Here is a 25,336-nt window from a genome sequence, read left to right on the forward strand (position 1 = left end):
ACCCAATCAACAAAAAACGTCAATAATACTATCAACAAAAAACGTCAATAATACTAACCCTACCAATTCATTGACTTGCCAAATGTTAGAAGTTGGATTTTTAAAAAGCATATACGAAAAGAAAAAAGGAAAGCTAAATATAAGAATACTGTAAAATATCAGCGGAGTTTGTGATACAAACGATTTTGGCCAATCTTTATATACTATTAATAATATACCAAATAATGCGATAATCAGCCTAAGAGGAAGGTTTTCGTAGCCACTGGGGGCAGCTATTTTAAGATTAAAGAAATAAAATCCTGTAAAAGCTAAAATTAGTACCCATCCGAGAATAGTAAAATATGGTTTTGCTTCTTCAGTATTATAAATCATATTGCGCCAAATTAATTGCCTTACTCTTTGAATAATCATTTAATTCCCCAATTGAAATAATAGTCTGAATCATCTCAATATGATATTTTACTCCGTTATAGTGATATTTAGTTAGATATTCAGCTAATTCTTCGCCAGTAGCTGTTGTTGAAGCATCACATAAACATACTCCAGCAATATGCTGCATAGTAATAAGATCTTGAGTTATTATAGATTCTTTAGACTCTACAATTTCTACATTCTTATAATTATTTACAATATAATTTTTAATATCACTAAATTCAAAACTCGTACCATTAAACTGCTGAGTTAATTCATAACGACTTAAACCTTCATTAAATATAATTAAAATTACACCTTCTTTATTTAAATAACTATATAACTTATTTATTAAAAAATTTCTAATATTTACCGGAATGTAATATAAAATTTGAGATAATATAATTAAGTCATAATTTTTCTTGGGTATATTAATATCTATAATTGAGCCACAGAGTTTACCTATATTGGTATGTGTATACCAATGATAGTCTGGAATATTATTTAAAGAAGCTATGCTATTATCAACTACAGTGATATTAGTAAAATACTACCCTATATCTTTTGTAAGCTCACCATTGCCAACTCCTATATCCAATAAATTTTTGAAAGATTTTATTCTGGGAAGAATTTTGGTAAAGAGAATTTCTCTTCTATGTTCTGTCTCACGGGTAGAGGCAACTAATAAATCTACTGAATCCAAATAATGCTTTTGGTCTATAAATGTACCATATAAAGTAGGTATTGGTAAATTTTTAGCATTTTTAGACACTTTTATAAGTTCTTGTTCAGTAAAATCCGTAATAAAATTATAACAATCTATAACATATTTTTTACTAGTATTCCTATTTAAAGTGGAAAATGATTTAGTCATGTAACGCCTTCTAAATTCTCTTTATAAAAGTAATAATTTAAATATATATATAATATCGTTAATATTACATATAAATTTACTTTAGTTATTTTAATATAGGTTAATTTTTATTAATAATGATGTAATTGTGTAACTAACAAGCTATAGTGAAGTTTTGCCCATATTACTAGATTACCGCCTGCGCGATAATGACAAAAAAGAGTATATTTTGTATATAGACTATCTTAAACTTTTTTGTTGGGTAGGGTAAGGAATTAATAGAAATAATTATTTAATATACACCTAATACGCTTAAAACTGAAGTTTTTCACGACTTCTCCCCTAAGGGAGAAGTAAAAAACATATTATATATTACTTATACACGTTCTTTAGCGTGATCTTTGGTTATCATTTGGAGCAATGGTCTTTACATTATCAGCAAATTTATGAGATGTATCTTGAGAAACATTGCTACTTAAGGTCTCTTTGATAGAACTTAATATATATTTTGCATAATCAATAATTTTTGATAATAAGCTTTTGGTAGGTAATGGTGCTGCATTATGCAAGTTTTTAAGAGCAGCAACTAAGTTTGGTTGTTCTTTAGCTTGTTCAGAGGCTTTTTTAAACTCTAGTTCTTCTTCTGTTGTGAGGTCAATATTTGTAGATACAGGGATACTACTGAGAAATTGGTCAGTTATGCTAGTAGACGTAAACTTTGCAAGAGGTTCACGTATATAATCTTTAATATCGACGCCTATTTTACGATTATAACTATAAATACAATCCAAATATCCTTCAACTAGTGGTATAGGCTTTGGTGCTTTTTGTTTAATTTCTTCTAAGGCTTGAATTAATTTTAAATTACTGCGAGTTAATTCTTTTGTAGTTAGATTTATACTTCTAAGTATATCAACAGCAGAGTCTATATGTCCATTTTTAGTAAGTTTTAATATATCATCTAAGCTTGCTTTTCGCTTATTATGGTCAAATATAGGATTATTTAATTTTTGGAAAAAATCTTGGCCAAAATTTTGGTAATATTTTCTTTTTTCTTCTAAATCTTTAGGCGCAAATAAAGAAGATTTAAGAAAATCTACCTCTTGATTTGTAGAGTAATGGGTAACTATACTAGCAATATTGGTTGCAACTGATAATCCACAGCAATTTCCTACTTGTTGATCATTTGACACTTCTTTATATTTATTATCACGTATATTGATACCTTTATCTTGGAGATATTTTACCAGTGTGCTAGCAAAATGCTTAGCTGTGGTATCTGATGGAATTGAATTTGTATATAATACAGAAAGTTCATTTGGGTTTTTACCATGTGGTAATAAGCTAATTAAAACAAAGTGTTTACCATCATCAAGAGAAAGAAATGCAGGTGTTCCCTTTTTGGTATGGTTAATAGCATTTTCTATAGATTCTCCAAAAAAAATACCCATTAGATCTGGAGATATAGTTGTAGTACCTTTTATAGAGAATCCATCTATAAAACATTGTTTTATTGCATCATTAAAACTGATATTCTTACGCTTTGCAATATCAAGAAATGCAGCTGCTTCAATTTGTTCATGGGAGAGCATATAATGAATATTATAGTTACCATTCTCCATAGCAGTGTGTTCACGATATGTTTGTGGAGAGCTTTGGGCAATTTTCCAAATTTGTTCTGATGTTTTCATAATATTTCTTCTTATATTATAATAAATAAAAGTTTATTATAACATTATACACTAAATATTAAAAATGTTAATAAAAAAAATACAAAAATTAATATATTTTTTACTTTATTACTTTAATCAAATAGTAACAATAATCTATAAAATACTTATATATAGCTCTCGTAAGGTAATCTTAATTAAAAAGCTATAATCCTTTAGTTTTTGAGGAGCTCTGTACCTGGCTAAACCATTGTAAGCAAATTGAACACCATTATCAGTTAATATGGTATGTATCTTAAAGGGACAGCTACTTACCAAGTTATCAAGAAAATTAACTGTAGTATCGCCATTGCTATTATTATGCAGCTCAACATAAGCAAATTTACTCACTCTACATATTGCCACAAATATGTAAAATTTTCCCTCACCAATTCTTACTTCTGTGATATCAAGATGCATAAATCCTATTTCATAAGCCTTAAATTTCTTCTTCTCTTTGATATTATCTTCTTTGGGTAAACAAGATAAACCGTACCGTTTAAGGCATCGGTAAAGATTTGAACGAGTTAAATAAGGTATTTCTTTAATAAGTGCATCAAAGCAATCATCCAAAGGTAATTGCGTAGACTTACGAAAAGCAATAATCAAAGCTTCATCTTCGGGCTTCAAAATAGTAGTTGCTTTTTTAGGAGCATTAGAGCGATCTTCTACTCCTTCTTCTTTTCTTTGACGCCATTTTATCACAGTTTTAGGGTTAATATTATATTGTTCACTTAATTCTTTGATCGTAGCTTGCGATCGCTGTAATTCTTTTCTAATTGCGTGCGTAGTCGTGGCGCAGCCATGTAATATTTGTCCCACAATTCCAGGCCAAATAAATTTCGTAATTTCTAAGGCTTTATCCTGAAAAGTTTTTAGATCCTTATTTTTTAACAACTCATTTTTTATTAATTTATAATTGTAACCAAAATCAGTAACAGCAGGTTGCAGGCAAGTGACGCCAGCGAGTACAAAACTAACTGCTAAATTAGGATGGGCAAGTATAGCATTACACATAGCGGTAAAGCCTATTAGAACTAAATTACTAATATTGCCTGGTTTTTTAATACCTTCTTTAATAATGCTAGGTATTTCACCTATTAAAGTTCTGCGATTATTGCTCGAGCGTATTTTAGCTTCAGGTTGATCAAAAGTAATAGTGCCTGCTCTGCCTTTACCTTTCGTCCTTAACATCTATGCCCTCATTTCTTAATTAAAAAGCTATAATCCTTTAGACTTTGAGGAGTTCTGGCCAGTAGTGAACCATCCCATTATTTTTTCTACAAAACTTCCTTCATCACGGCCATTATGATCCAGTAAAGATGCTTTTTCTCCTTCTGATTTTTCTACTTCCATGGATCTAGAAATTGATTTCATCGCTGCTTCTTGTTTAGTTTGCAAAGGTTCATCTGATTTGGATCTATGCCTTAAGCTAGAGTTTTGCCCTTCTAGTATTTTTTCACTCCAAGTTTTTTCCTGCCAAGTTTTTTCCTGCTTTTCTTCAGCTATGGATGTTGATTTTATTATTTCTGGTAAAAACTTCCTGTGATATGGCATAAGGGGTATGTTTTTTGCTTTAGCTTCTAAACATTCTTGATAATAAGCTTCTTGTTCTTTTAGTGCTTTTTTTAACTCCACTACCACTTCTTTGCCTGGGCTTTTGTCAAGCTTTTGTGCATTTATTACAGGAGTCCATTTTACATTGTCTTGTTGATCTTTAAGCCAAGGCAAATCTTGATATTTTTCTGGAAAATATGCCCTTTGCTCTGCTTCATAGTTAAGTAATAATCTAAGTATTTGATAAGTGAATTGGACAAGAGGTTTCAGCTTATTATCTTTCATACAAAGAGAAGCGCATCCAACAGCACAATGCAGCGGATTTAATTTATCATTATCGAACACGTAAATATTAGCATCTTTTTCTAAAAAATATGCAACATAATGAGTAAAGTTAGTATAGGGTAATGTATGGAGAAATGTTTTATTTTTATTATTTGGGTCTTTAAAATTTATTATATCAATATTAGGATATTTTTCTATTGCTTTGTCTAGATCTTCTAGAAAATTTTGGGCTCGTATATCAAGGGCTATAGTTTCTTGTTTCATTTTAATTACCTATTTTAATTAATAATTCCTTAGCGTATAAATACTGATATTTCATCATTAGAATTTATGTTGATTCTTGACGCGCTACTACTGGCTGTATCTATTTGAGTAATTGGTTGCTGTAAATGATTAAGCTGGTTTTGTAATTCTCTGTTATTCTCGATTGCTTGCTCAAATTGTTGAGTCAATTGTTCTTTTTCTTGGGTAAGTTTTTCTATAGTTTCTACATTTTTATCTAGCTGTTCAGTAAGAGCTTGATTATTTGCCTGTAAATTATTATGTGCCTTACTAAGTTGGACAATTTCTGTTTGTTGTTCATTAACCTTTTGTTTTAATGCCATAGTTTTGATGCTAGCGTTACGGTTTTGTGCCTTAACTAAACTTGTAATCTGTTCTAATTGCTCCAGTTGTACATCATTATTAACAATCTCCTGCTCAAGCTCCTCAGCAGCTTGTATTGCAGGAGATATCAAAAGTTCTCTTTCTCCTACCATTGGAGCAGGGGGATTTTTTCTCGCCACTTCTCTTTTGATCATAGGTTTCACTAACATCTGCGCGCTACCTACAATAAAGGTTCCAACCGCAAGGAGTACAGAACTGGCTACTTCTGCGCCTTGGCTATAATTAATATATAGACCAAAAAACACGGCTCCAGCTATTACCGCCACAATTCCAGGCCAAATAAATTTGGTAATTTCTAAGGCTTTATCCTGCAAAGTTTTTATATCCTTATTTTTTAATAACTCATTTTTTATTAATTTATAATTGTAACCAAAGTCAGTAACAGCAGGTTGCAAGCAAGTGATGCCAGCGAGTACAAAACTAACTTGCTAAATTAGGATGGGCAGGTATAGCATTACACATAGCGGTAAAGCCTATTAGAACTAAATTACTAATATTGCCTGGTTTTTTAATACCCTCTTTAATAATGCTAGGTAGATCTTTAATCAACGTTTTAGTATCAGAATGTATTTTAACCTCTTGAGAGCTAGGGATAATATCATCCTCTCTTTGTTTACCTTTATCTTTTCTCTTTGACATATATACCTCATATATAAAGAAATATGTTTCATAATAATGAATAATTTCATTAACGTCAAGAGACCTGTAAATATTATTAACGACATTTAACTATCTATTCATAAAAATTCTTCTCAGGAATTAAATAGACAGAGTTTAGACACAAGGTTTCTTTAATTGTCTATCAAAATGAAAAAATATATTTACCAATTTGTGGACTGTTTTCATTATAAATTTTTAACTGTGAATAAGGATTCTATTAGGTTTTGTACTAATTTTGTACAGTTCTTTCTGTAATTCAAATGAAATTTGCCACAAATTTATTAATAATAAATCTATTTACAGAACAAGAAGTAAAACATGTGTAATACTTATAGGTACCATTTTGGTTTAAGCTGTAGCTGCCGCTTCTAGTCCTAGTGTATTAAATAGTTTTGTATCATGATCTGCATCAGGGTTTTTGGTAGTTAGTAATTTTTCACCATAAAATAAAGAATTAGCACCTGCCATGAAGCATAATGCTTGTGCTTCATCAGTCATAGTTTCTCGGCCTGCCGATAATCTGACTACGGATTGAGGCATAATTATTCTAGCTACTGCTATTGTACGTATAAAATCGAAAATATTAACATTTTCTATATGCTCTAAAGGAGTTCCTTTAACTTTAATTAATAAATTAATAGGCACACTTTCTGGATGAGGATTAAAATTAGCAAGAGTAATAAGCATGGATAATCGATCTTCAATAGATTCTCCCATACCTATTATACCACCGCAGCATAGTTTAATATTAGCATTTCTAATATTTTCAATAGTATCTAATCTATCTTGAAACGTTCTAGTGCTAATTATATGCTTATAATGTTCAGGAGAAGTATCAATATTATGATTATAGTAGTCAAGTCCAGCATTTTTTAATGTAAAAGCTTGGTTTTGAGTTAACATACCAAGCGTAACACAGGTTTCTAATCCTAAGTTTTTAACTGCTTTTATAACTTCTACCATTTTAGGGAGGTCACGATCATGTAAATTACGCCAGGCTGCGCCCATACAAAACCTAGAAGCTCCTGAGTCTTTAGCTTCCTGAGCTTTAGTTAAAATATCTGTAAGATTTAGTAATGGTTCTTTCTGCAGATTGGTATTATAATGGGCTGATTGGGGGCAATATTTACAGTCTTCAGGACAGCTACCAGTTTTAATACTTAGCAAAGTGCTGATTTGTATTTTGTTAGCAAGGAAATTCTGTCTATGTATAGTTTGCGCTTCAAATATTAAATCATTAAAAGGCTGATTAAATAGTGCTAAAACTTCTGGAAGCTGCCAATCATGTCTAATAGTCATAAAGGAGAAATCCTTATTTATAGGTTATTATATTTTTATTAAACTATATAGCATTATTTTTGGCAAATACTCAAGTTTTTATTTATTATATCTGAAGTAATGAAAGAACAGTCTAAAATGCTATGGAATATATTGTCTTGATTTAAAGCGGAGTGTAGTTTGGATTGCATATTATTAAAATATGCGGGATGATTTTTTATGTAGTTTTCTGAAGCAAATACAAACATAGGTATATGAATTTGTTCTTTTATATTGCTATTGCCATGCATATATATTCCGTTTTCTCCTAATGATTCTCCATGATCAGATATATAAAAGAATAATGCATTTTTTTTCTCTAATAAGTTTATAATTTTGGATAAGAAGAAATCTGTATATAAAATAGAATTATCATATGAATTGATAATCTGTTCCTGAGAACAATTATGTAAATTTTTATGTTTAAAATCTGGTTTGCACCTAGGTATAAATATTTGAAAATTAGATGGTGCGCGTAAATCATAATGAAAATGGCTACCAATACTATGGAAGATGATAAGCTTTTTACCATGATTGGTTACAAATTTTTCCAGGTACGGCAATAAATCAACGTCAAATTGAGGTTTTGCGCTATTAGTAATAAAATCTTCTACATAGAGATGATGTTCTGCTTCTTTGCCAAATTCATAGTAATGACGATTAAATGAAGAAGAACCTTGGGATCCAAGCCATAGAGTATTAAAACCTAATTTTCGCATAATGCTTACGAAAGAAGTTTCTTTTCTACCTAAAGATCTATTTTGGTTGGTAGAACGGGTCATTATGCATGGTACTGCATCCATTGTCATAGCTGCACAAGCTTCCACATTTTGAAAACTTAATAAATTAGATATTTGTGATAGATAGGGAGTCGTAGGTTTATTATAACCGTTTATGCCAAAATGGTCAAAACGTGCTGATTCACCAATGACTAGTACAACAATTAAATCTTTTGCTTCATCTTCTTGAAGATGAAATTTATATATATTTGCAATATCTGTTCTACTTTTATACCAATTTAATTGGTCTAGGGCATAATATGTTATTTCTTTTAAAATATTATATGGATAATATTTGGCATTTATTTTGGCGCCATTTAAGAAAATCCCCATTAATGATAGTGTAAGGGAAATAAGTGATATAAGATATTGGAATTTCGTAGTATGGTTATCATATTTATCAAAAATTCTTACTAATATTATAGATACAACTCCAGAAAAGATAATTTCGGTTAAAATTCCAATGTTAAAAAAGTCTTTAGCTTCATTAAGATCAGTAGCAAATACAGCACTAATAGTAGAAATATTAACATTCAGACCTAAATTTATAAGAAAATATTTAGCTAGAGCAGTGATAATAAAAGTTAATATAGTAAATAATACAAAAATTTTCTTATTTATGGTTAAGGTATAAAAAAATAGCCAGGTAATTATACAAGATATGATAAATTCTGTAGTTATGGAAATTAATAACTGAGTAGAAAAAATATTATATATATATAATCTCTTTAAAATAAAAGGTAGATTAAATAATGTTGTATATATTAAAGCAACAACAAAAATAAACCATCTTCTATGATAAACAAAGTTAAAATTCATATATATTCAATTTTATGTAAATTAATATATTGTTTAATTTTTTCAGTAAGTCTGGTGCTAGTTAAAGTAGTATAAGGCTCATTATATGTGTTCCAAACAGGTTTAGGCCATGCTGCATCATTTTTAAATCTTGCTATTATATGTATATGTAATTGAGCTACGACATTACCTAAGGTTGCTACATTGATCTTATCAGGAGAAAAAAAATGTTTTAATAATTTAGAAGTATAAATAATCTCGTGCATTAGTAATTGTTGATCGGTTGTAGATAAATCTATTAACTCTGTTACATAATTTCTTTTAGGTATTAAAATGATCCAAGGAAACAAAGCATTATTCATAAGTAAGATTATAGATAATTCAAGCTCTGTAATGTAAAAAGTATCTTTAGCTAATTGCTGATCGATATTAAAAGATTGTTCCATACGATTAAAATTTTAAATTAATGTATTAAGCTTCTTGAGATGGCTATTTTAATTATTAGACCTAATAGTCTAGTAGAAGGTATTATAAGAGATAAAAAAATATATGCTATATTTATTTGGTATAAATTAAGAAATATTTAGAGTCAGTTGTAAAAACTAATTGTTATAATTACTCAAAAAATATTAAAAAAATTCGAAAAAAAACAAAAAAATATTGTAATATATATGCGATTTAGGTCATAAATAGCCCTGTAACGTATGAAAATGCTTGGGTTTAAGGAAAATAATATTTTGTATTTTTTAGTGTTGACAAAAGGTGCAAGAGATAATATAAACACTTTCCTACGCAGGCAAAAACTTAAAAACATAAGCCAGAAGCGTAGAAGAAGCTGTTTAACATTGTAAATAAAATTTCTACAAAAATACTAGCTTTATTAATAAAAGCGAGTTGATACAAGAAATAAGTTCTTTTTTTAATGTAGATTTAATTCTGCATATGAAAAGTACTCTCAAGTGTGAATTTTAAATAAAAAAAGGGCATTTGGTGGATGCCTTGGCGCCAGGAGGCGATGAAGGACGTAGTACGCTGCGATAAGCTTCGGGGAGATGCGAACAATCTTTGATCCGAAGATTTCCGAATGGGGAAACCCACCTGTTTTTACAGGTATCGTATGATGAATAAATAAATCATATGAAGCAAACCCAGTGAACTGAAATATCTTAGTAGCTGGAGGAAAGGACATCAACCGAGACTCCGTTAGTAGTGACGAGCGAACGCGGACCAGGCCAGTGGCTTAAAGGAAATAATTAGAATGACTTGGAAAAGTCAGCCATAGAAGGTGATAGCCCTGTATAAGTAAAAGACTTTAAGTCCTTGAGTAAGGCGGGACACGTGAAATCCTGTCTGAACGTAGGGGGACCACCCTCTAAGCCTAAGTACTCCCTGGCGACCGATAGTGAACAAGTACCGTGAGGGAAAGGTGAAAAGAACCCCGACTAGGGGAGTGAAATAGTATCTGAAACCAAATGCCTACAAGCAGTCGGAGCATTTTTTTGTTTTTTGGAATAAAAATAATGTGACGGCGTACCTTTTGTATAATGGGTCAGCGAGTTAGTTTGTCGAGCAAGCTTAAGCCGTTAGGTGTAGGCGTAGCGAAAGCGAGTCTTAATAGGGCGTATAGTTCGACGAATTAGACCCGAATCCGGGTGATCTAGCCATGATCAGGTTGAAGGCGCAGTAACATGCGCTGGAGGACCGAACCCATTAATGTTGCAAAATTATGGGATGAATTGTGGCTAGGGGTGAAAGGCCAATCAAACTCGGAAATAGCTGGTTCTCCGCGAAATCTATTTAGGTAGAGCGTTGTATGGTTACCACAGAGGGTAGAGCACTGGATAGGCTAGGGGGGCCCGAAGCCCTACCAAACCCAACCAAACTCCGAATAGCTGTGAGTATAGTACAACAGACAGACTATGGGTGCTAAGGTCCGTAGTCGAGAGGGAAACAGCCCAGATCGCCGTCTAAGGTCCCTAAATTATGGCTAAGTGGTAAAGGATGTAGGAAGGCCAAAACAACTAGGAGGTTGGCTTAGAAGCAGCCATCCTTTAAAGAAAGCGTAACAGCTCACTAGTCTAAATAAGCCTTCTTGCGCCTAAAATGTAACGGGGCTTAAGCCATATACCGAAGACGCGGGTGTATATCATTGGATATACGCGGTAGCGGAGCGTTCTGTAAGTCTGTGAAGGTGATTCGTGAGAATTGCTGGAGATATCAGAAGTGAGAATGCTGACATGAGTAGCGACAAAGAATGTGAGAAACATTCTCGCCGGAAGTCCAAGGTTTCCTGCGTAAAGTTAATCTGCGCAGGGTTAGTCGGCCCCTAAGGCGAGGCCGAAAGGCGTAGTCGATGGGAATCAGGTTAATATTCCTGAACCTGTAGGAAGTGACGGAGATTGAACGTTGTATGTTCTTATTGGATTGAATATGCAGCTTAAATCTTCCAGGAAATAGCTCCTACGTATAGACCGTACCCCAAACCGACACAGGTGGACAAGTAGAGTATACTAAGGCGCTTGAGAGAACGATACTGAAGGAACTAGGCAAATTGCACCCGTAACTTAGGGAGAAGGGTGGCCTTTATATGGGTAACCATGTAAAGGTGGCACAAAGCAGGGGGTAGCGACTGTTTAACAAAAACACAGGGCTCTGCAAAGTCTATAAGACGACGTATAGGGTCTGACGCCTGCCCAGTGCTGGAAGGTTAAGAGGAGAGGTGCAAGCCTTGAATTGAAGCCCCAGTGAACGGCGGCCGTAACTATGACGGTCCTAAGGTAGCGAAATTCCTTGTCGGGTAAGTTCCGACCCGCACGAATGGCGTAACGACTTCCCCACTGTCTCCAGTATCGACTCAGCGAAATTGGATTCTCCGTGAAGATACGGAGTACCCGCGGCTAGACGGAAAGACCCCGTGCACCTTTACTACAGCTTTGCAGTGGTATTAGGGATTGGATGTGTAGGATAGGTGGAAGGCTATGAAGTAATGACGCCAGTTGTTATGGAGCCGTCCTTGAAATACCACCCTTTCAATCCCTGATATCTAACCATGACCCATGAAACTGGGTTTGGGACCCTGCATGGTGGGTAGTTTGACTGGGGCGGTCGCCTCCCAAAAAGTAACGGAGGCGCGCGATGGTAAGCTCAAGCTGGTCGGAAATCAGCTTTTAGAGTGTAATGGCATAAGCTTGCCTAACTGCGAGACTGACAAGTCGAGCAGAGACGAAAGTCGGTCATAGTGATCCGGTGGTTCCACGTGGAAGGGCCATCGCTCAACGGATAAAAGGTACGCCGGGGATAACAGGCTGATGATTCCCAAGAGTTCATATCGACGGAATCGTTTGGCACCTCGATGTCGGCTCATCACATCCTGGGGCTGGAGCAGGTCCCAAGGGTTCGGCTGTTCGCCGATTAAAGTGGTACGTGAGCTGGGTTCAGAACGTCGCGAGACAGTTCGGTCCCTATCTACCGTGGGTGTAGGAAATTTGAGAGGATCTGTCCTTAGTACGAGAGGACCGGGATGGACGTACCTCTAGTGCACCAGTTGTCGCGCCAGCGGCACGGCTGGGTAGCCATGTACGGACGGGATAACCGCTGAAAGCATCTAAGCGGGAAACCCACCTCAAAACTAGATTTCCCCATTAGAGCCGTGATAGACCATCACGTTGATAGGTTGGGTGTGTAAGCACGGTAACGTGTTAAGCTAACCAATACTAATAGCTCGATTGATTTAAATTTTGCATATGAGGGTACTTTATTCATATGCAGCGTTAAGTCTGCATAATGGAATAGAGAAAGAAAAAGAAAAAGTTTGTAGAGATTTTATTGCTTGTTAAGCAGCTATGAAGCCCGTTTAATTGGCTTGGTGATTATAGCACAGGTGACACACCCGACCCCATACCGAACTCGTAAGTGAAACCCTGTTGCGCTGATGGTACTGCATCTTAAGATGTGGGAGAGTAAGTCGTTGCCAGGCCTATTAAGCGGGCTTTTTATTTGAATCTTATAATATGTAGATAATAAACTGAGTATAGTAAAAACATTTTTGCTCTCCTACTAATGTAGGGTTTGTTCTATCTGTCCAAGTGATCAACATTCAACTTTTTTACTATATATGCAGATTAAAAGCATAATTTATCTGTTTTAACTTTAGTATTACTCTTATATTGATTATATTGCTTAAAGAGTTTTGTTATATAATTATAGTAAATTGATTTGAACTTGCGGACGCAGTTAGCTCAAAGCTCTCCTACTAATTTTAGGGTTCGCTTTATCTGAGCCTAGCCCCAAATACAAAGGCCAATCAAACTCGGAAATTTAATTTACTATAATATTTTTAAATAAGGAAAATGGATTGATTTGCACTAATATATCTGAGTTTATGTATATTTTACCTAAGGGTAGAATATTGGGGTTGGACGTGGGCTTAAAAACTTTAGGTATAGCACTAACTGATATAGATAGACTAATTGCTAGTCCATATGATATATTATTGCGTAAGACTTTTAAAAAAGATTTATACGCTTTAAATAACCTTATTACCCAAAAAAATATTTGTGGTATGGTTATTGGTTTTCCTAAACAAATGGACGGTGTTGAAGGATCAGCTTGTATTATGGTAAAAAATTTTACAGATAAGTTAGATCAATATTTTAATATACCAATTTTTTTTCAAGATGAAAGATTAACTACGGCTGCGGCGTTACGTATTCTAAAAGAGTCTGGTATGTCTAGAAAAAAAATAGGAAATTTAGATGATAAAATAGCTGCAAGTTATATATTGCAAACTGTTTTAGACCAAATGAGATTGATGAATGCAAAATAATATTGTACTAAAGTTAGAAGATGTTTTTTTTTCTTATAATAAGCAAACTGTATTAGAAAAAATTAACTTTACTATATATTCAGGCCAGATAATAACAATTATAGGACCTAATGGAGGTGGAAAAACTACATTAGCAAAATTAGTTCTAAATTTATTAAAGCCAAATAAAGGTACAGTGAAATTAGAAAAGAATATTTCATTAGGGTATATGCCTCAGAGAATTTCTTTGACCCATTTAATGCCTTTAACAGTTGCACGATTTTTAGGATTATCTATTAATGATAGATGTAATCATTATTCGATTGAAGAGATAGCTAATATGCTAAAAATATCGTATTTATTGAATAAACAAATATATAATCTTTCGGGGGGGGAGTTACAAAAAATTATTTTTGCATGTAGTTTAATTAATAAGCCAGATTTGTTAGTATTAGATGAACCAATTCAAGGGATAGATATAACTGGCCAGATGGAATTTTATACAATGATTGAACGCATAAGAGATATATATAAAATTGCTATTTTAATGATATCACATGATTTATATATGGTGATGAAAGCGACTAATCATGTTATTTGCCTTAATAAACATATATGTTGTGAGGGCACGCCTGAAAATATTAGTAAGCATTCTTCATATATAGATTTATTTGGACAACATGCCATAAATAAAATTGCTGTATACCAACATTATCATGATCATAAACATTAAAATGTATAATATTTTATTTATAAAATGAAACTAAATATAGGGATTTTTGGTTTTGCGTAAAAGAATCCTAATAGGTGTGCCAGGCAAATTAAAATATTCACGTAAAGAATGGCTTAAATATCTAATATAACTATCTTCTATTTCTTCTGGATAATTGGTAAATAATAAGAAAGTTGGAGGCCTAACCTTATTTTGAGTGATATATTTAAAACGTATACGGCGTTTAGATTTTGCTAGAGCAGGAGGATGATGATTTACAGCTTGAGTTAGCCAGTTATTAAGATCTTTTTTAGGAATTTCTGTATTCCATAATTTAAATAAATTAAGAGCTGATTTAATAGGAGAATATATATAATTACCATGCAAAGCAGAAATATATTCTACAGGTATATTTTTAATTTCACCAAGTACCTTAGAAATTTTGTATTTAATATTGTCTTTAATAGCCAATTTATCAGTGATAGTATCCCATTTATTTACAGCTATTATAAGGCCTCTACCTTCATTTATCACTAAATTTGCAATATTAATATCTTGAGCTTCTAAAACCTTCGATGCATCGGTTAATAAAATTACTATATGTGAATATTTTATAGCTTTTAAACTATCTGATACTGAAAGTTTTTCTAAAGAAGTATCTATATTTGATTTACGCCTCATTCCTGCAGTATCTATTAAACTAATATGAGTATTTTGAAAACTCCATTTAATATAAGTGGCATCTCTTGTAATTCCTGCTTCAGGTCCAGTAATTACTCGTTCTTCACCAAGTAACTTATTAAAAAAAGTTGATTTTCCAGAGTTAGGTCTTCCTACTATTGCAATTTTTATAGATTGTTCAATGTGTTCATCATTGTTAGTGGTTGATTCATAAAAAGGTTCGATAGCGTCATATAGATCAATCATGCCTTCATTATGTTCTGCTGAAATACATATAGGAATACCTAACCCTAATTTAGAAAATTCTAAAGCATTATTCTTTGTATTGTAAGCTTCACATTTATTAATTACCAAAATAGTATTCTTGCCTCTCTTTCTAATCCACTTGGCAAGTAAATAATCTTCAGACATTAAACCGTCTTTGCCATCCATTAATAAAATAGCTAAATCTGCTTTGAGAACAGCTTGTTCTGTCTGTAAATTCATGCGCTCGGTAAGATAATTAGTAATTTTATGTTCTAATCCAGGTGTATCAATTATGGTAAAATGCATTGATCCCAAATTGCCATTTTCCTCTTTACGATCACGGGTGACTCCAGGCATATCATGCGTTAAAGCAGATTTTTTATTTGCTAATCTATTAAATAAAGTAGATTTACCAACGTTAGGTCTGCCAATAATTGCTATAGTAAACATTCTAGATATTTACTCGCAAATACTCAAAGTTCCATTGTCACTCATAATAAATAATTTAGATGAAGCAACAATTGGTAGTGAGTGAACATTTTTAGATATAGACATCTCACGTATTATTTTACCTTCATAAGGTGAAACGAATAATAATTTTCCTATATCAGTTGTAAATAATAATAAGTCACCGGCCAAAATAGGACCAAATGACTTAATTTTAGAAGAAGATTTATTAGTATCTGCTAGTTGTAATTTATTTACCCATTTTATGTGGCCATTTTTATTATAAATAGCTAAAATTTCATTTTCATCATTAATTATATATAAAAACTCACCTGCAACCCATAAAGATTTAATACCTTTAATATTTTTGTGCCATAAAGGCATGCCATTTTCTAAATGAATAGCATATAAAGAACCGGTATTACCTGCAACATATACAATATTGTCACGAATGACAGGAGTAATATCTATATCGCTAAAAGAGAATCCCATTAAGGAGCTTTTATTAAAGGCAAGATTCACGCTCCATAGTTCTTCTCCTGTATTAATATTGAGGCCGTGCAATTGACCTGAAGAATGAGGTATTACAACTACATTATTGCTTGCTGCAATTGAAGCAGCCCCAAAAATACCTATGGATTCGCTTGCACCTTCATGCATCCATATTACATTACCAGAAGTACTATCTATAGCATATAGCTTATTATCTATTGTTACTACAAATAAGGTATTTTGACTTAATATAGGTGCTGCTCTAATAATATTATTAAGAGAGTGACGCCAAATTTCTTTACCGTTATGTATGTTTAAAGCTAAGACATCACGATGCCCCGCAGTGACAAATAACTTATCATGAGCATAAACCATCCCTCCGCCAATATAATCTTCTTTTTCATCAATAGGCATGGTATTTTTGGTCCAAAGTGGTTTAGATAAATTATTGTTCTTAAACGCAACCACACTAGCTTTTTTGGCCATAATCAATATGAGGTCATCTGCAATAACAGGTGTTGAATTTATGTATGTTTTACGAGATAGCCCTAAAGAATAGGATAAACAAGATTTAATTTGAGGTAACTTTATGTTTTCAGGATAGTCATATTCACTACCATTACTATTAGACCACGCGAAGTTCTCTTGCTGTAAGGGAAGTTTTATATTAATATCTTCCATTTGCTTATTGGCTACTAAATCGTTTTCGAGCTTTAATATTGTTATCCTTTCACCTGTTAATGCAGGAGAAGAATCTTTTTCTGCTATTAAATTAGATAAAGTACTACAATTATTTGTTATAAGTAATAAAAAAGCTATTAATAATTTTACTATAAACATTTATCTACCTATATCTATGCTTCAAGTTTGCACATTATTAATTTTGGGATATGACTGTTAATATCTCTTCTGCCCTTTTATAAACAAAATAAGATTTTTGATCATCTTTTAATTTTTCTAAAATATCAATTGCTGCACTTTTATTATCTCTATCTAGTAAAAATAGGGCATTCTCTAATTTAATTAAATCATTAAATGGACCTTTAATATTATTTAAAGATGTAAAGTAGTCATTTATTTCCTTTTCTGTTAGGTTTGTAGAGTTAACTACATATAGAAGCCCCGCTAACTGCCTGAAAGTTAAATCCGTATTTTTACTATTATATATGTTGTGATATAATTGTAATGCTTCTTTTTTGTTATCTTTTCCTATTTCTAAAGAAGCTTTATTAAAGGTAGCTAAAGTAGAAAAAATATTTTTTTGATTAAGGCTGATTAAATAATTCAAAGATTCTTTGACTAGACGATCATCTGTTTTATTTAAAGTCATCGTAGTATTAAATATATCTCCGGCTTTTTCTTGGAGATTAACATTATAATTTGACCATGCAATTTTAGATATTGCAAGTATTAAAATGATAATAATGGCAATTATTGCGTAAGGCGCGTATTTAGATATAACCTTTATAAGCTTCTCTTGTTTGAGTTCTTGATCAATTTCTGTAAAAATATCAGACACATCACCTCTTTAACAATATTATTCTAATTTATAAAATATAATAACTTTTCCCATATTTTGGAATTTTTGTAAAGAGATTATTTAGACTATTTTCATTATAAAATATTGCATTTGATAACGAATTTTTAATTGAGGTATAAGGATAAATAGTGTATTGCTTTTGCTATCTTACACTTTTTTGTCTGAGTAGGACTATTTGTAGGCTTTGCTTATCGCTCCTAGCCTCAAATACAACTTAATTTACTATATATAATTATAAGCTATTGGAACTTAAGTATGCACTATTATATTACCACGCCAATTTATTATGTAAATGATGCTCCCCATGTAGGCCATGCTTATACAAGTTTAGCATGTGATGTTTTAGCAAGATTTATGCGTTTATGTGGTATGCAGGTGAAATTTATGACTGGCACAGATGAACATGGTCAGAAAGTAGAAAAATCTGCTTTAAATGCTAAGGTAACTCCTAAAGAATTTGTAAATACAGTATCACAAAAATTTTATGAGTTAAGCGAATTGCTAAATTTAAGTAATGATGGTTTTATACGTACCACAGATACTAATCATATAAATGCTGTACAAGCTTTGTGGAAAAAATTGCAAGAAGAGGGGCATATTTATCTGGGTAAATATAGTGGTTGGTATTCAGTACGAGATGAGGCTTTCTATAGTGAAGCGGAGCTAATTGATGGCAAAGCGCCCACTGGTGCTCCTGTTGAATGGGTAGAAGAACCAAGTTATTTTTTTAATCTTTCCAAATGGTCAGAAAAATTACTGGCTTATTATAAGAAAAATCCAGATTGTATACAACCCGTAAGTAGATATAATGAAGTGGTAAGCTTTGTAAAATCAGGACTTATAGATTTATCTATATCACGTACTAGCTTTAAATGGGGTATACCAGTACCTGGAGATGAAAAACATATAATATATGTATGGTTAGATGCTCTTAGTAATTATATTTCTGCAGTTGATTATCCAAACACAAATTCTGAAACATTTCAAAACTATTGGCCAGCTGATATTCATATGGTAGGTAAGGATATTTTAAGATTTCATGCGGTATATTGGCCAGCATTCCTAATGGCTGCGGAATTACCTTTGCCCAAAAAGATAGTAGCTCATGGATGGTGGACTATTGAAGGAGAAAAAATGTCAAAATCCTTAGGTAATGTAATTGCGCCTATAACATTAGTGGAGGAATATGGTTTAGATCAAACTCGTTATTTTTTAATGAGAGAAATAGCTTTTGGTAGTGATGGTAATTATTCTAGTAGTGCACTGATAAACCGTATAAATAGTGAATTATCAAATAATATTGGTAATTTGGTTCAGCGTACTTTAACTATGATTTATAAAAATTGTGCAGGGCAAATACCAAATTTTGTCGACCAAGAGCTTACCAATACTACAGATCTTTATAGCAATATTTCTTTGTTACAGCAGGCTGTTAATGCCTTTCCTATTATCGAGCAATATATGCGTAATCAGCAATTTAATGATGCAATTGAGATAATAATAAAATTATCTAATGCAGCAAATATTTATATAGATATAGCTGCGCCGTGGAATCTAGCTAAAACTGATGTTCCAAAGATGCAACAAACATTGTATATACTGGCTGAAACTATACGTTATATAGCAATTTTATTGCAGCCATTTATCCCAGATGCAGCTAATAAAATATTAGATCAGTTATCAGTAGATACTAACAAACGTACTTTTAAAGAATTAAGCAGTGAAAATGCTTTACAAGTTGGTAAAACAATACGACAACCTGAAATAATATTTGCACGTTATGGAGCTAAACAGAATGCTAGTTGATTCACACTGTCACTTGAATTTTCCTGAGTTTGCAAGTGATTTTAACTTGATACTTGAGAGAGCAAAGGAAGTGAATGTTGGTTTAATGCAAACCATATGTACCAATATTGATGAAATGCCCGAATTACTTTTGATTGCTGAGAAATATGATAATATTTACGCTTCGGTAGGGATTCATCCTAATAATGTTAAAAAGCAGAAGGTAATCTCTGCAGAGCAGCTTTTAGATTATACAAAGCATAATAAGGTAATCGGAATAGGTGAAACTGGTTTAGATTTTTACTACGAACAAGATTCGAAGAAAAATCAGATAGAGTCTTTTCGTAACCATATACAAGCGGCAAGAATAAGTAATTTACCTATAATAATTCATACCCGAGAGGCTGATCAAGAAACTATTGATGTGCTCGAAGATGAAATGAAAAAAGATGAATTTAAAGGCTTGATACATTGCTTTAGTACTGGTGAAAATCTAGCACATAAAGCTATAGAAATGGGATTATATATATCTATTTCTGGTATTATTACTTTTAAAAATGCTAATAATTTAAGAGAAATTGTAAAAACTTTACCTTTATCTAGCCTACTTTTAGAAACAGATGCACCATATTTAGCTCCAGTACCTTACCGTGGCAAAAGGAATGAACCTTCATTTGTACATAATACAGCTGAATTTTTAGCAGACTTATTTTGCATACCGTATGCAGAAATAGTAAAACACACTACAGATAATTTTTTAAAATTATTTGATAAAGTACAATTGCCAATTGAAAATTAAAAAGATTCTTGATATAGCTACTACAGCGTAAATAATCAATTATTCTTTATTATTAATTTAGGTCATTTTATCCTCTTTTATTTTTCTTTTTTTATTTTTTATATTTAAACTTAAAGTATCAATAATCGTCTAAATATTTTTGTCAGCTTATTACATTTAAAGATTTTTAGGACCCTATAAACTCAGGACTCACGCTAAAAAATTATAACTGCATTTTTGGCTACAGTTAATATTAATTTTTTAATCGTCATCCTTCGTAAATTCTTCTTAAGGACATTACTCCTTAAGTACTGACCTATTCTTTAAACGATTACTGATACTTATCATGGTATATATAATTTTTGATCTATGGAAGTACCTTTGTTTAATTTTTTCAAAAATTTTTATTTTTTAATTAAAAAATAATAAAAATATAAGAAATTTAATTATTTGATTTCTCTCAACCGCGGAGAATTTATGGTTTTTCATGACTTCGTCCTATTTGGAGAAGTGAAAAACATATTATATCCTATAGTAAAAGAAGTTGAATAGTGTACTAGGCTTCGTTTTATTCTTAGCTTAGTCCCAAATACAACTTAATTTATTGATAAAAAAGTTATTAATGCTTGTACGGCAAGATTTCGGTGACTTAGGGTGTTTTTTTCTGTTTGGGCCATTTCGGCAAAAGTAGAATTATACCCTAAAGGTACAAAAATCGGGTCATATCCAAATCCATTATTACCTCTAGGAGGAAAAGTAAGAGTGCCCGTTACTTTGCCAGTAAAATTTTCTATATGGCCCTTGGGAAATCTTAAAGATAAAGCACATATAAAATGCGCTTTACTAGTAGTTTTACCTTGTAAATTTAGTAAAAATTGTATTTTATTTATTGCATTACTAAATCCATTCTGTTCTTCAGCAAAGCGTGCAGATAATATGCCTGGAAAACCATCCAGTTCATCTATACATAATCCTGAATCATCAGCAAGAGTCATTATATTATATTTATTACTATAATATATTGCTTTTATATTAGCATTGTCGGCAAAAGTAGTACCGTTTTCTTCAGGTGAAGGAATAGGTTCAAAATCCTGTAAAGATTTTGTTTGCAAATGAAATTGGGATAATAATGAGGTAAATTCTTTGACTTTATCATGATTACTGGTGGCTATTAATAAATCTTTATTTATGTTTAATACCATTATTGATAGCATCTCTTTGAATATGAATTAATTGTGCAATAGAATCTTTTGCTAGAGCCAGCATTTTATAAAAAGTTTCTTCAGTAAATGGGTGATTTTCAGCTGTGCCTTGAATTTCTACCAACTGCCCAGAAGCTGTCATAACAAAATTAGCATCTACATCGGCATTGCTGTCTTCTTGATAATCTAAATCGGTAATTGCTTCTCCAGAATGCACGCCGCATGAAATAGCTGCAATTTCTTCAGTAATGGGTATGGAGCGTATTAATTTCATATTATGCATTTTTTTTAGAGCTAGGTATAAAGCCACATAACCTCCAGTTATACACGCAGTTCTAGTACCTCCATCTGCTTGTACTACATCACAATCTACAATAATTTGCCGTTCTCCAAGTTGTTCTAATTTTACAACCGATCTCAGAGCCCGTCCAATCAAACGCTGTATTTCTTGCGTTCTACCAGATTGTTTCCCAAGTACAGCTTCTCTTTTAGTTCTAGATAGGGTAGAGCGTGGCAGCATACTATATTCAGCAGTAACCCATCCTTTATTCTTACCACGTAAAAAGGGAGGTATAGTTTCATCTAACGAAGCAGAGCATATTACATGAGTATTACCCATTTTAATGAGACATGAACCTTCTGCATGGTTATAAAAATTTGGTTCTATACTTGCTGAACGTATTTCGGTTGCTAACCGGCCTGAAAGACGCATATTTAATCCATTTATTAGTTTTTTTTACTCAAGGCTTGAAAATTATCATTATAATACATAAATTACTAGTAATAAATTATAGCCAAGGCAATTTAAATATTGCCAAATTAGTGCATCGAGCCTAGAACTATTTTAGCCTTTGCTATAGAATTGTGATTTAAATATAAGTCTCGGGGAATTATGGAATCAAAAAACGATGATGAAATGCCAAATAATGAATTAAATGAAACTAAAATTTTAGAAGAAAATCCAAAATCTGCAGAAAGCAAAAATGGAGAATTTTCAGAAAATATAAAGCAGCAAGACCAAGAGGTAATACAGAATTTTGAAAAAGAAATCACCTTACTTAAAGATCAACTTTTAAGAGCTGTAGCTGAAACTGAAAATGTACGTCGTAGAGCTGAAAAGCAATATGAAGAAGCTTCTAAATTTGCAATTACTAATTTTGCTAGAGATTTAATTAACGTTATGGAAAATTTATATCGTGCTACTGAATTTGCATCAAGTAGTGATGTAGCATTCACTCCAGAATTAAAAGCAGTTATAGAAGGCGTAGAAATTACCCAAAAAGAATTTATATCAGTTTTTGAAAAACATGGATTAAAGCGCATAGTACCAGCTCGCGGTGAGAAATTTGACCATAATATACATCAAGCTGTAGCACATGTAGAAGATCAAGAATTAGAATCTGGTTTGGTAACACAAATTATGCAAGCTGGGTATACTTTGAAAGATAGGTTATTGCGTCCTGCTATGGTAGCAGTTTCTAAATAAGGCGCTGCATAATTGATAACATGAAGCTGGTATTTAAGAATAAATATGCTAATGTAATTAATATGATCTAAGTGATGCCTAAAAAAACAGGAAAATATATGGTAATTCATAAACATATTAAACTAAATAATTTTAGTATAGGTAATAATTTACCGCTAGTTTTAATAGCGGGTCCTTGCCAACTTGAATCAGAATCACATGCTTTAGAAATGGCTGATGCATTGGTGAGTATGGCATCCAAATTATCTATTAATTTTATTTATAAATCTTCTTTTGATAAGGCAAATAGAACTAGTGTTAGTGGTAAACGAGGGATAGGTCTAGAAAAATCTTTACCTATTTTTGAAGCCATAAAAAATAAATATGGCTGTCCTGTTTTAACCGATGTGCATAATGAAGATCAGTGTAAAGTTATAGGTGAAGTAGTTGATGTGCTGCAAATACCTGCTTTCTTATGTAGACAAACAGATCTTCTAAAAGCTGCTGCTCAAACTAATAAAGTTATTAATATTAAAAAGGGGCAGTTTTTAGCGCCGTGGGATATGAAAAATATAGTAGAAAAAATGATCTCCTTTGGAAATGACAATATATTACTTACTGAAAGAGGTGTAAGTTTTGGCTATAATACCTTGGTATCTGATATGAGGTCATTACCAATCATGGGAGAAACTGGTATGCCTGTTGTCTTTGATGCTACACATTCTGTACAACAACCAGGAGGTATGGGACAAGCCAGTGGTGGACAGAGGCATTTTGTCTCTACACTTGCTAAAGCTGCAACTGCTGTTGGGATTGCTGCTGTATTTTTGGAAACTCATCAAGATCCAGATAATGCACCAAGTGATGGTCCATGTATGGTGAAATTAAATGAGCTGCCTCTGCTGATGAAGCAGCTTATAGAATTTGATAAATTAGCAAAACAGTTGCCTTAAATAATTATCTGAGGCCTATATGAGTACAGAAAAATTTCTTATCACAGAGAATGCGGCTAAGCAAATTGTTAAGCTCCTGCAATTAGAAGAACCTAATGCAAAATTTCGTATAGAAGTTATTGGTGGTGGATGTTCAGGTTTTAAATATAATTTGGGTTTTGATGTTAAAAGTAATCAAAATGATGTGATATTTCAAAAAGATGGTGCTTTAGTAGTGATAGATGAAACATCCTTAAATAGCTTTATGCAAGGTTCTATATTAGATTTTGTAGAAACCTTGGGAAGTAGTTATTTTGAAATAAAAAATCCTAATAGTTCGGCACGTTGTGGCTGTGGTAGTTCGTTTTCTATATAGTTATAAATTTATGTTCTTACGTTATACTATAAAGCTTTAGAACTGGTATTTCTAGCAGTTTTATCAGACGAAGATTCGCTCGAATTATTCTTCTTATTGATAATATCTTGGATCACGTTTTTCGTATGCTTTATTGCATTATTATTTTCGGAATGAAGCTTTCTTAGGTTCTCCATAGCAAAAATCACTTGAGAACAAGGGGAGGATGGTTGATTATAGCCCTTTGTTTTTATGTGCTCATCGATAATTTTTTTAGTCTTGCTAAAGGTTTGATCATTTACTTCCTTTGGTAGAGTAGAAGTTAATATCTTACCTATCAGTTCAGGAGAGATTTGAAAACAATCTCGAATAGGTTTATGTTGTTTTTGTACTTCCAGAGTTTCGGATTGTGTAATTGTTTCTCTATTCTGAATTTCATGTTTAGGCACAACTAATTTCCTATGATATTAATTAATTTAAAATTAATTAATATCATAAAATAAAGAAAAAGTATATATTAATAAAGAAGATTATCTATTCATCATTTTCCTACCTTGGACTGATGCAATATTCTCTGCTATATGTAAAGAAGTGAATTGTTCGGTTTCAGGATATTTAGTATGGATATCTCGCATTGTATACATGACATCTTTTAGTTCAGCTACAAGATTGGTATACCGTGGATGTGTTTTCGACATATTATTTAGTTCATCAAGAGTTTGATTAAATCCTTTACCATCAATTTCATTTGGTAAAGTGGCAATAATAAGTTTATTACCTAAATTCGATTCATTTAATGGACATGCTTTAATTACCTTATTTATCATCTCATCAATTTGGTTATAGAGTTCCGCAGTCATTA

General features: G+C 32.2%; 25 protein-coding genes and 2 rRNA genes. 9 read left to right on the plus strand and 18 right to left on the minus strand.

The features are described 5' to 3' along the window. Positions 1-6: 6 nt before the first annotated feature. The 11 genes from NOVO_06335 to NOVO_06385 all read right to left on the minus strand — a co-directional run bounded on the left by NOVO_06335 (position 7) and on the right by NOVO_06385 (position 9,481). Entirely contained in the window at positions 7-411 is a 405-nt protein-coding gene (locus NOVO_06335) for a hypothetical protein (GenBank protein ID AIL65619.1), read from the minus strand. Beyond that, entirely contained in the window at positions 362-559 is a 198-nt protein-coding gene (locus NOVO_06340) for a hypothetical protein (protein AIL65620.1), read from the minus strand. The genes NOVO_06335 and NOVO_06340 overlap by 50 nt, the downstream gene beginning before the upstream one ends. 402 nt (positions 560-961) lie before the next feature. Beyond that, entirely contained in the window at positions 962-1,285 is a 324-nt protein-coding gene (locus NOVO_06345) for a hypothetical protein (protein ID AIL65621.1), read from the minus strand. Positions 1,286-1,653: 368 nt separating this feature from the next. Further along, positions 1,654-2,955 carry a hypothetical protein gene (locus NOVO_06350; protein ID AIL65622.1) on the minus strand — a complete coding sequence of 434 codons (1,302 nt, stop codon included), beginning with the start codon at positions 2,953-2,955 and terminating at the stop codon, positions 1,654-1,656. Between the two features lie 135 nt (positions 2,956-3,090). Then, on the minus strand, positions 3,091-4,167 hold the full coding sequence (locus tag NOVO_06355) for a hypothetical protein (protein ID AIL65623.1): 1,077 nt from the start codon (positions 4,165-4,167) through the stop codon (positions 3,091-3,093). 27 nt (positions 4,168-4,194) lie between these two features. Further along, the gene (locus tag NOVO_06360) at positions 4,195-5,079 is read right to left on the minus strand and encodes a hypothetical protein (GenBank protein AIL65624.1); all 885 of its coding nucleotides are present in this window, start codon (positions 5,077-5,079) and stop codon (positions 4,195-4,197) included. Between the two features lie 29 nt (positions 5,080-5,108). Beyond that, entirely contained in the window at positions 5,109-5,876 is a 768-nt protein-coding gene (locus NOVO_06365) for a hypothetical protein (GenBank protein ID AIL65625.1), read from the minus strand. 25 nt (positions 5,877-5,901) lie between these two features. Beyond that, entirely contained in the window at positions 5,902-6,120 is a 219-nt protein-coding gene (locus NOVO_06370) for a hypothetical protein (protein ID AIL65626.1), read from the minus strand. Between the two features lie 369 nt (positions 6,121-6,489). Further along, on the minus strand, positions 6,490-7,440 hold the full coding sequence (gene bioB / locus NOVO_06375; GenBank protein AIL65627.1) for a Biotin synthase: 951 nt from the start codon (positions 7,438-7,440) through the stop codon (positions 6,490-6,492). Positions 7,441-7,493: 53 nt separating this feature from the next. After that, positions 7,494-9,056: a Phosphoethanolamine transferase eptA gene (gene eptA / locus NOVO_06380; GenBank protein ID AIL65628.1), complete on the minus strand. Its 1,563-nt coding sequence runs from the start codon at positions 9,054-9,056 to the stop codon at positions 7,494-7,496. Beyond that, positions 9,053-9,481: an HIT domain protein gene (locus NOVO_06385; GenBank protein AIL65629.1), complete on the minus strand. Its 429-nt coding sequence runs from the start codon at positions 9,479-9,481 to the stop codon at positions 9,053-9,055. Before NOVO_06385 ends, eptA begins: the two co-directional genes overlap by 4 nt. Before the next feature lie 522 nt (positions 9,482-10,003). On the opposite strand from NOVO_06385, the gene NOVO_06390 reads away from it, so the two are divergent. The 4 genes from NOVO_06390 (at position 10,004) to znuC (ending at position 14,572) form a co-directional block, all read left to right on the plus strand. Continuing rightward, positions 10,004-12,773, plus strand: a 23S ribosomal RNA gene (locus NOVO_06390). A gap of 125 nt (positions 12,774-12,898) precedes the next feature. Then, positions 12,899-13,012: ribosomal RNA gene (locus NOVO_06395) — 5S ribosomal RNA — on the plus strand. Between the two features lie 404 nt (positions 13,013-13,416). Further along, complete coding sequence (gene yrrK / locus NOVO_06400; GenBank protein AIL65630.1) at positions 13,417-13,860, plus strand: Putative Holliday junction resolvase; 444 nt, start codon at positions 13,417-13,419, stop codon at positions 13,858-13,860. Beyond that, positions 13,850-14,572, plus strand: coding sequence for a Zinc import ATP-binding protein ZnuC (znuC, locus tag NOVO_06405; GenBank protein ID AIL65631.1), 723 nt, complete (start codon positions 13,850-13,852; stop codon positions 14,570-14,572). The genes yrrK and znuC overlap by 11 nt, the downstream gene beginning before the upstream one ends. Before the next feature lie 30 nt (positions 14,573-14,602). Here the strand turns inward: znuC and der are convergent, their stop codons facing one another. From der to NOVO_06420, 3 genes are read right to left on the minus strand one after another with little or no spacing between them, the layout of a single operon-like run. Beyond that, positions 14,603-15,928 (minus strand): GTPase EngA, encoded by a 1,326-nt coding sequence (gene der / locus NOVO_06410; GenBank protein ID AIL65632.1) that lies wholly within the window; start codon positions 15,926-15,928, stop codon positions 14,603-14,605. Positions 15,929-15,937: 9 nt separating this feature from the next. Beyond that, on the minus strand, positions 15,938-17,257 hold the full coding sequence (yfgL, locus tag NOVO_06415; protein AIL65633.1) for an Outer membrane assembly lipoprotein yfgL: 1,320 nt from the start codon (positions 17,255-17,257) through the stop codon (positions 15,938-15,940). A 37-nt stretch (positions 17,258-17,294) separates the two neighbouring features. Continuing rightward, positions 17,295-17,936, minus strand: coding sequence for a hypothetical protein (locus NOVO_06420; GenBank protein AIL65634.1), 642 nt, complete (start codon positions 17,934-17,936; stop codon positions 17,295-17,297). A 276-nt stretch (positions 17,937-18,212) separates the two neighbouring features. Here NOVO_06420 and metG point away from each other — a divergent pair, with 276 nt between their 5' ends. Both metG and ycfH read left to right on the plus strand, forming a co-directional pair. Further along, on the plus strand, positions 18,213-19,763 hold the full coding sequence (gene metG / locus NOVO_06425; protein ID AIL65635.1) for a Methionine--tRNA ligase: 1,551 nt from the start codon (positions 18,213-18,215) through the stop codon (positions 19,761-19,763). Next, the gene (gene ycfH / locus NOVO_06430; protein AIL65636.1) at positions 19,753-20,541 is read left to right on the plus strand and encodes a putative deoxyribonuclease YcfH; all 789 of its coding nucleotides are present in this window, start codon (positions 19,753-19,755) and stop codon (positions 20,539-20,541) included. Before metG ends, ycfH begins: the two co-directional genes overlap by 11 nt. A 575-nt stretch (positions 20,542-21,116) precedes the next feature. On the opposite strand, the gene NOVO_06435 is transcribed toward ycfH, so the two are convergent. Beyond that, positions 21,117-21,722: a Non-canonical purine NTP pyrophosphatase gene (locus NOVO_06435; GenBank protein ID AIL65637.1), complete on the minus strand. Its 606-nt coding sequence runs from the start codon at positions 21,720-21,722 to the stop codon at positions 21,117-21,119. Continuing rightward, positions 21,703-22,434: a Ribonuclease PH gene (gene rph / locus NOVO_06440; GenBank protein AIL65638.1), complete on the minus strand. Its 732-nt coding sequence runs from the start codon at positions 22,432-22,434 to the stop codon at positions 21,703-21,705. The genes NOVO_06435 and rph overlap by 20 nt, the downstream gene beginning before the upstream one ends. 180 nt (positions 22,435-22,614) lie before the next feature. On the opposite strand from rph, the gene grpE reads away from it, so the two are divergent. The 3 genes from grpE to erpA all read left to right on the plus strand — a co-directional run bounded on the left by grpE (position 22,615) and on the right by erpA (position 24,495). After that, positions 22,615-23,208, plus strand: coding sequence for an HSP-70 cofactor (gene grpE / locus NOVO_06445; protein AIL65639.1), 594 nt, complete (start codon positions 22,615-22,617; stop codon positions 23,206-23,208). 98 nt (positions 23,209-23,306) lie between these two features. Then, on the plus strand, positions 23,307-24,140 hold the full coding sequence (kdsA, locus tag NOVO_06450) for a 2-dehydro-3-deoxyphosphooctonate aldolase (protein ID AIL65640.1): 834 nt from the start codon (positions 23,307-23,309) through the stop codon (positions 24,138-24,140). A gap of 19 nt (positions 24,141-24,159) precedes the next feature. After that, entirely contained in the window at positions 24,160-24,495 is a 336-nt protein-coding gene (gene erpA / locus NOVO_06455; protein ID AIL65641.1) for an Iron-sulfur cluster insertion protein erpA, read from the plus strand. Between the two features lie 26 nt (positions 24,496-24,521). Here erpA and NOVO_06460 read toward each other — a convergent pair whose 3' ends face one another. Together NOVO_06460 and NOVO_06465 are read right to left on the minus strand one after the other, a co-directional pair. Then, positions 24,522-24,923: a hypothetical protein gene (locus NOVO_06460; protein AIL65642.1), complete on the minus strand. Its 402-nt coding sequence runs from the start codon at positions 24,921-24,923 to the stop codon at positions 24,522-24,524. 81 nt (positions 24,924-25,004) lie between these two features. After that, entirely contained in the window at positions 25,005-25,334 is a 330-nt protein-coding gene (locus tag NOVO_06465; protein AIL65643.1) for a hypothetical protein, read from the minus strand. Positions 25,335-25,336 lie beyond the last annotated feature (2 nt).

Source organism: Rickettsiales bacterium Ac37b, assembly GCA_000746585.2.
GTDB lineage: Bacteria > Pseudomonadota > Alphaproteobacteria > Rickettsiales > Arcanibacteraceae > Ac37b.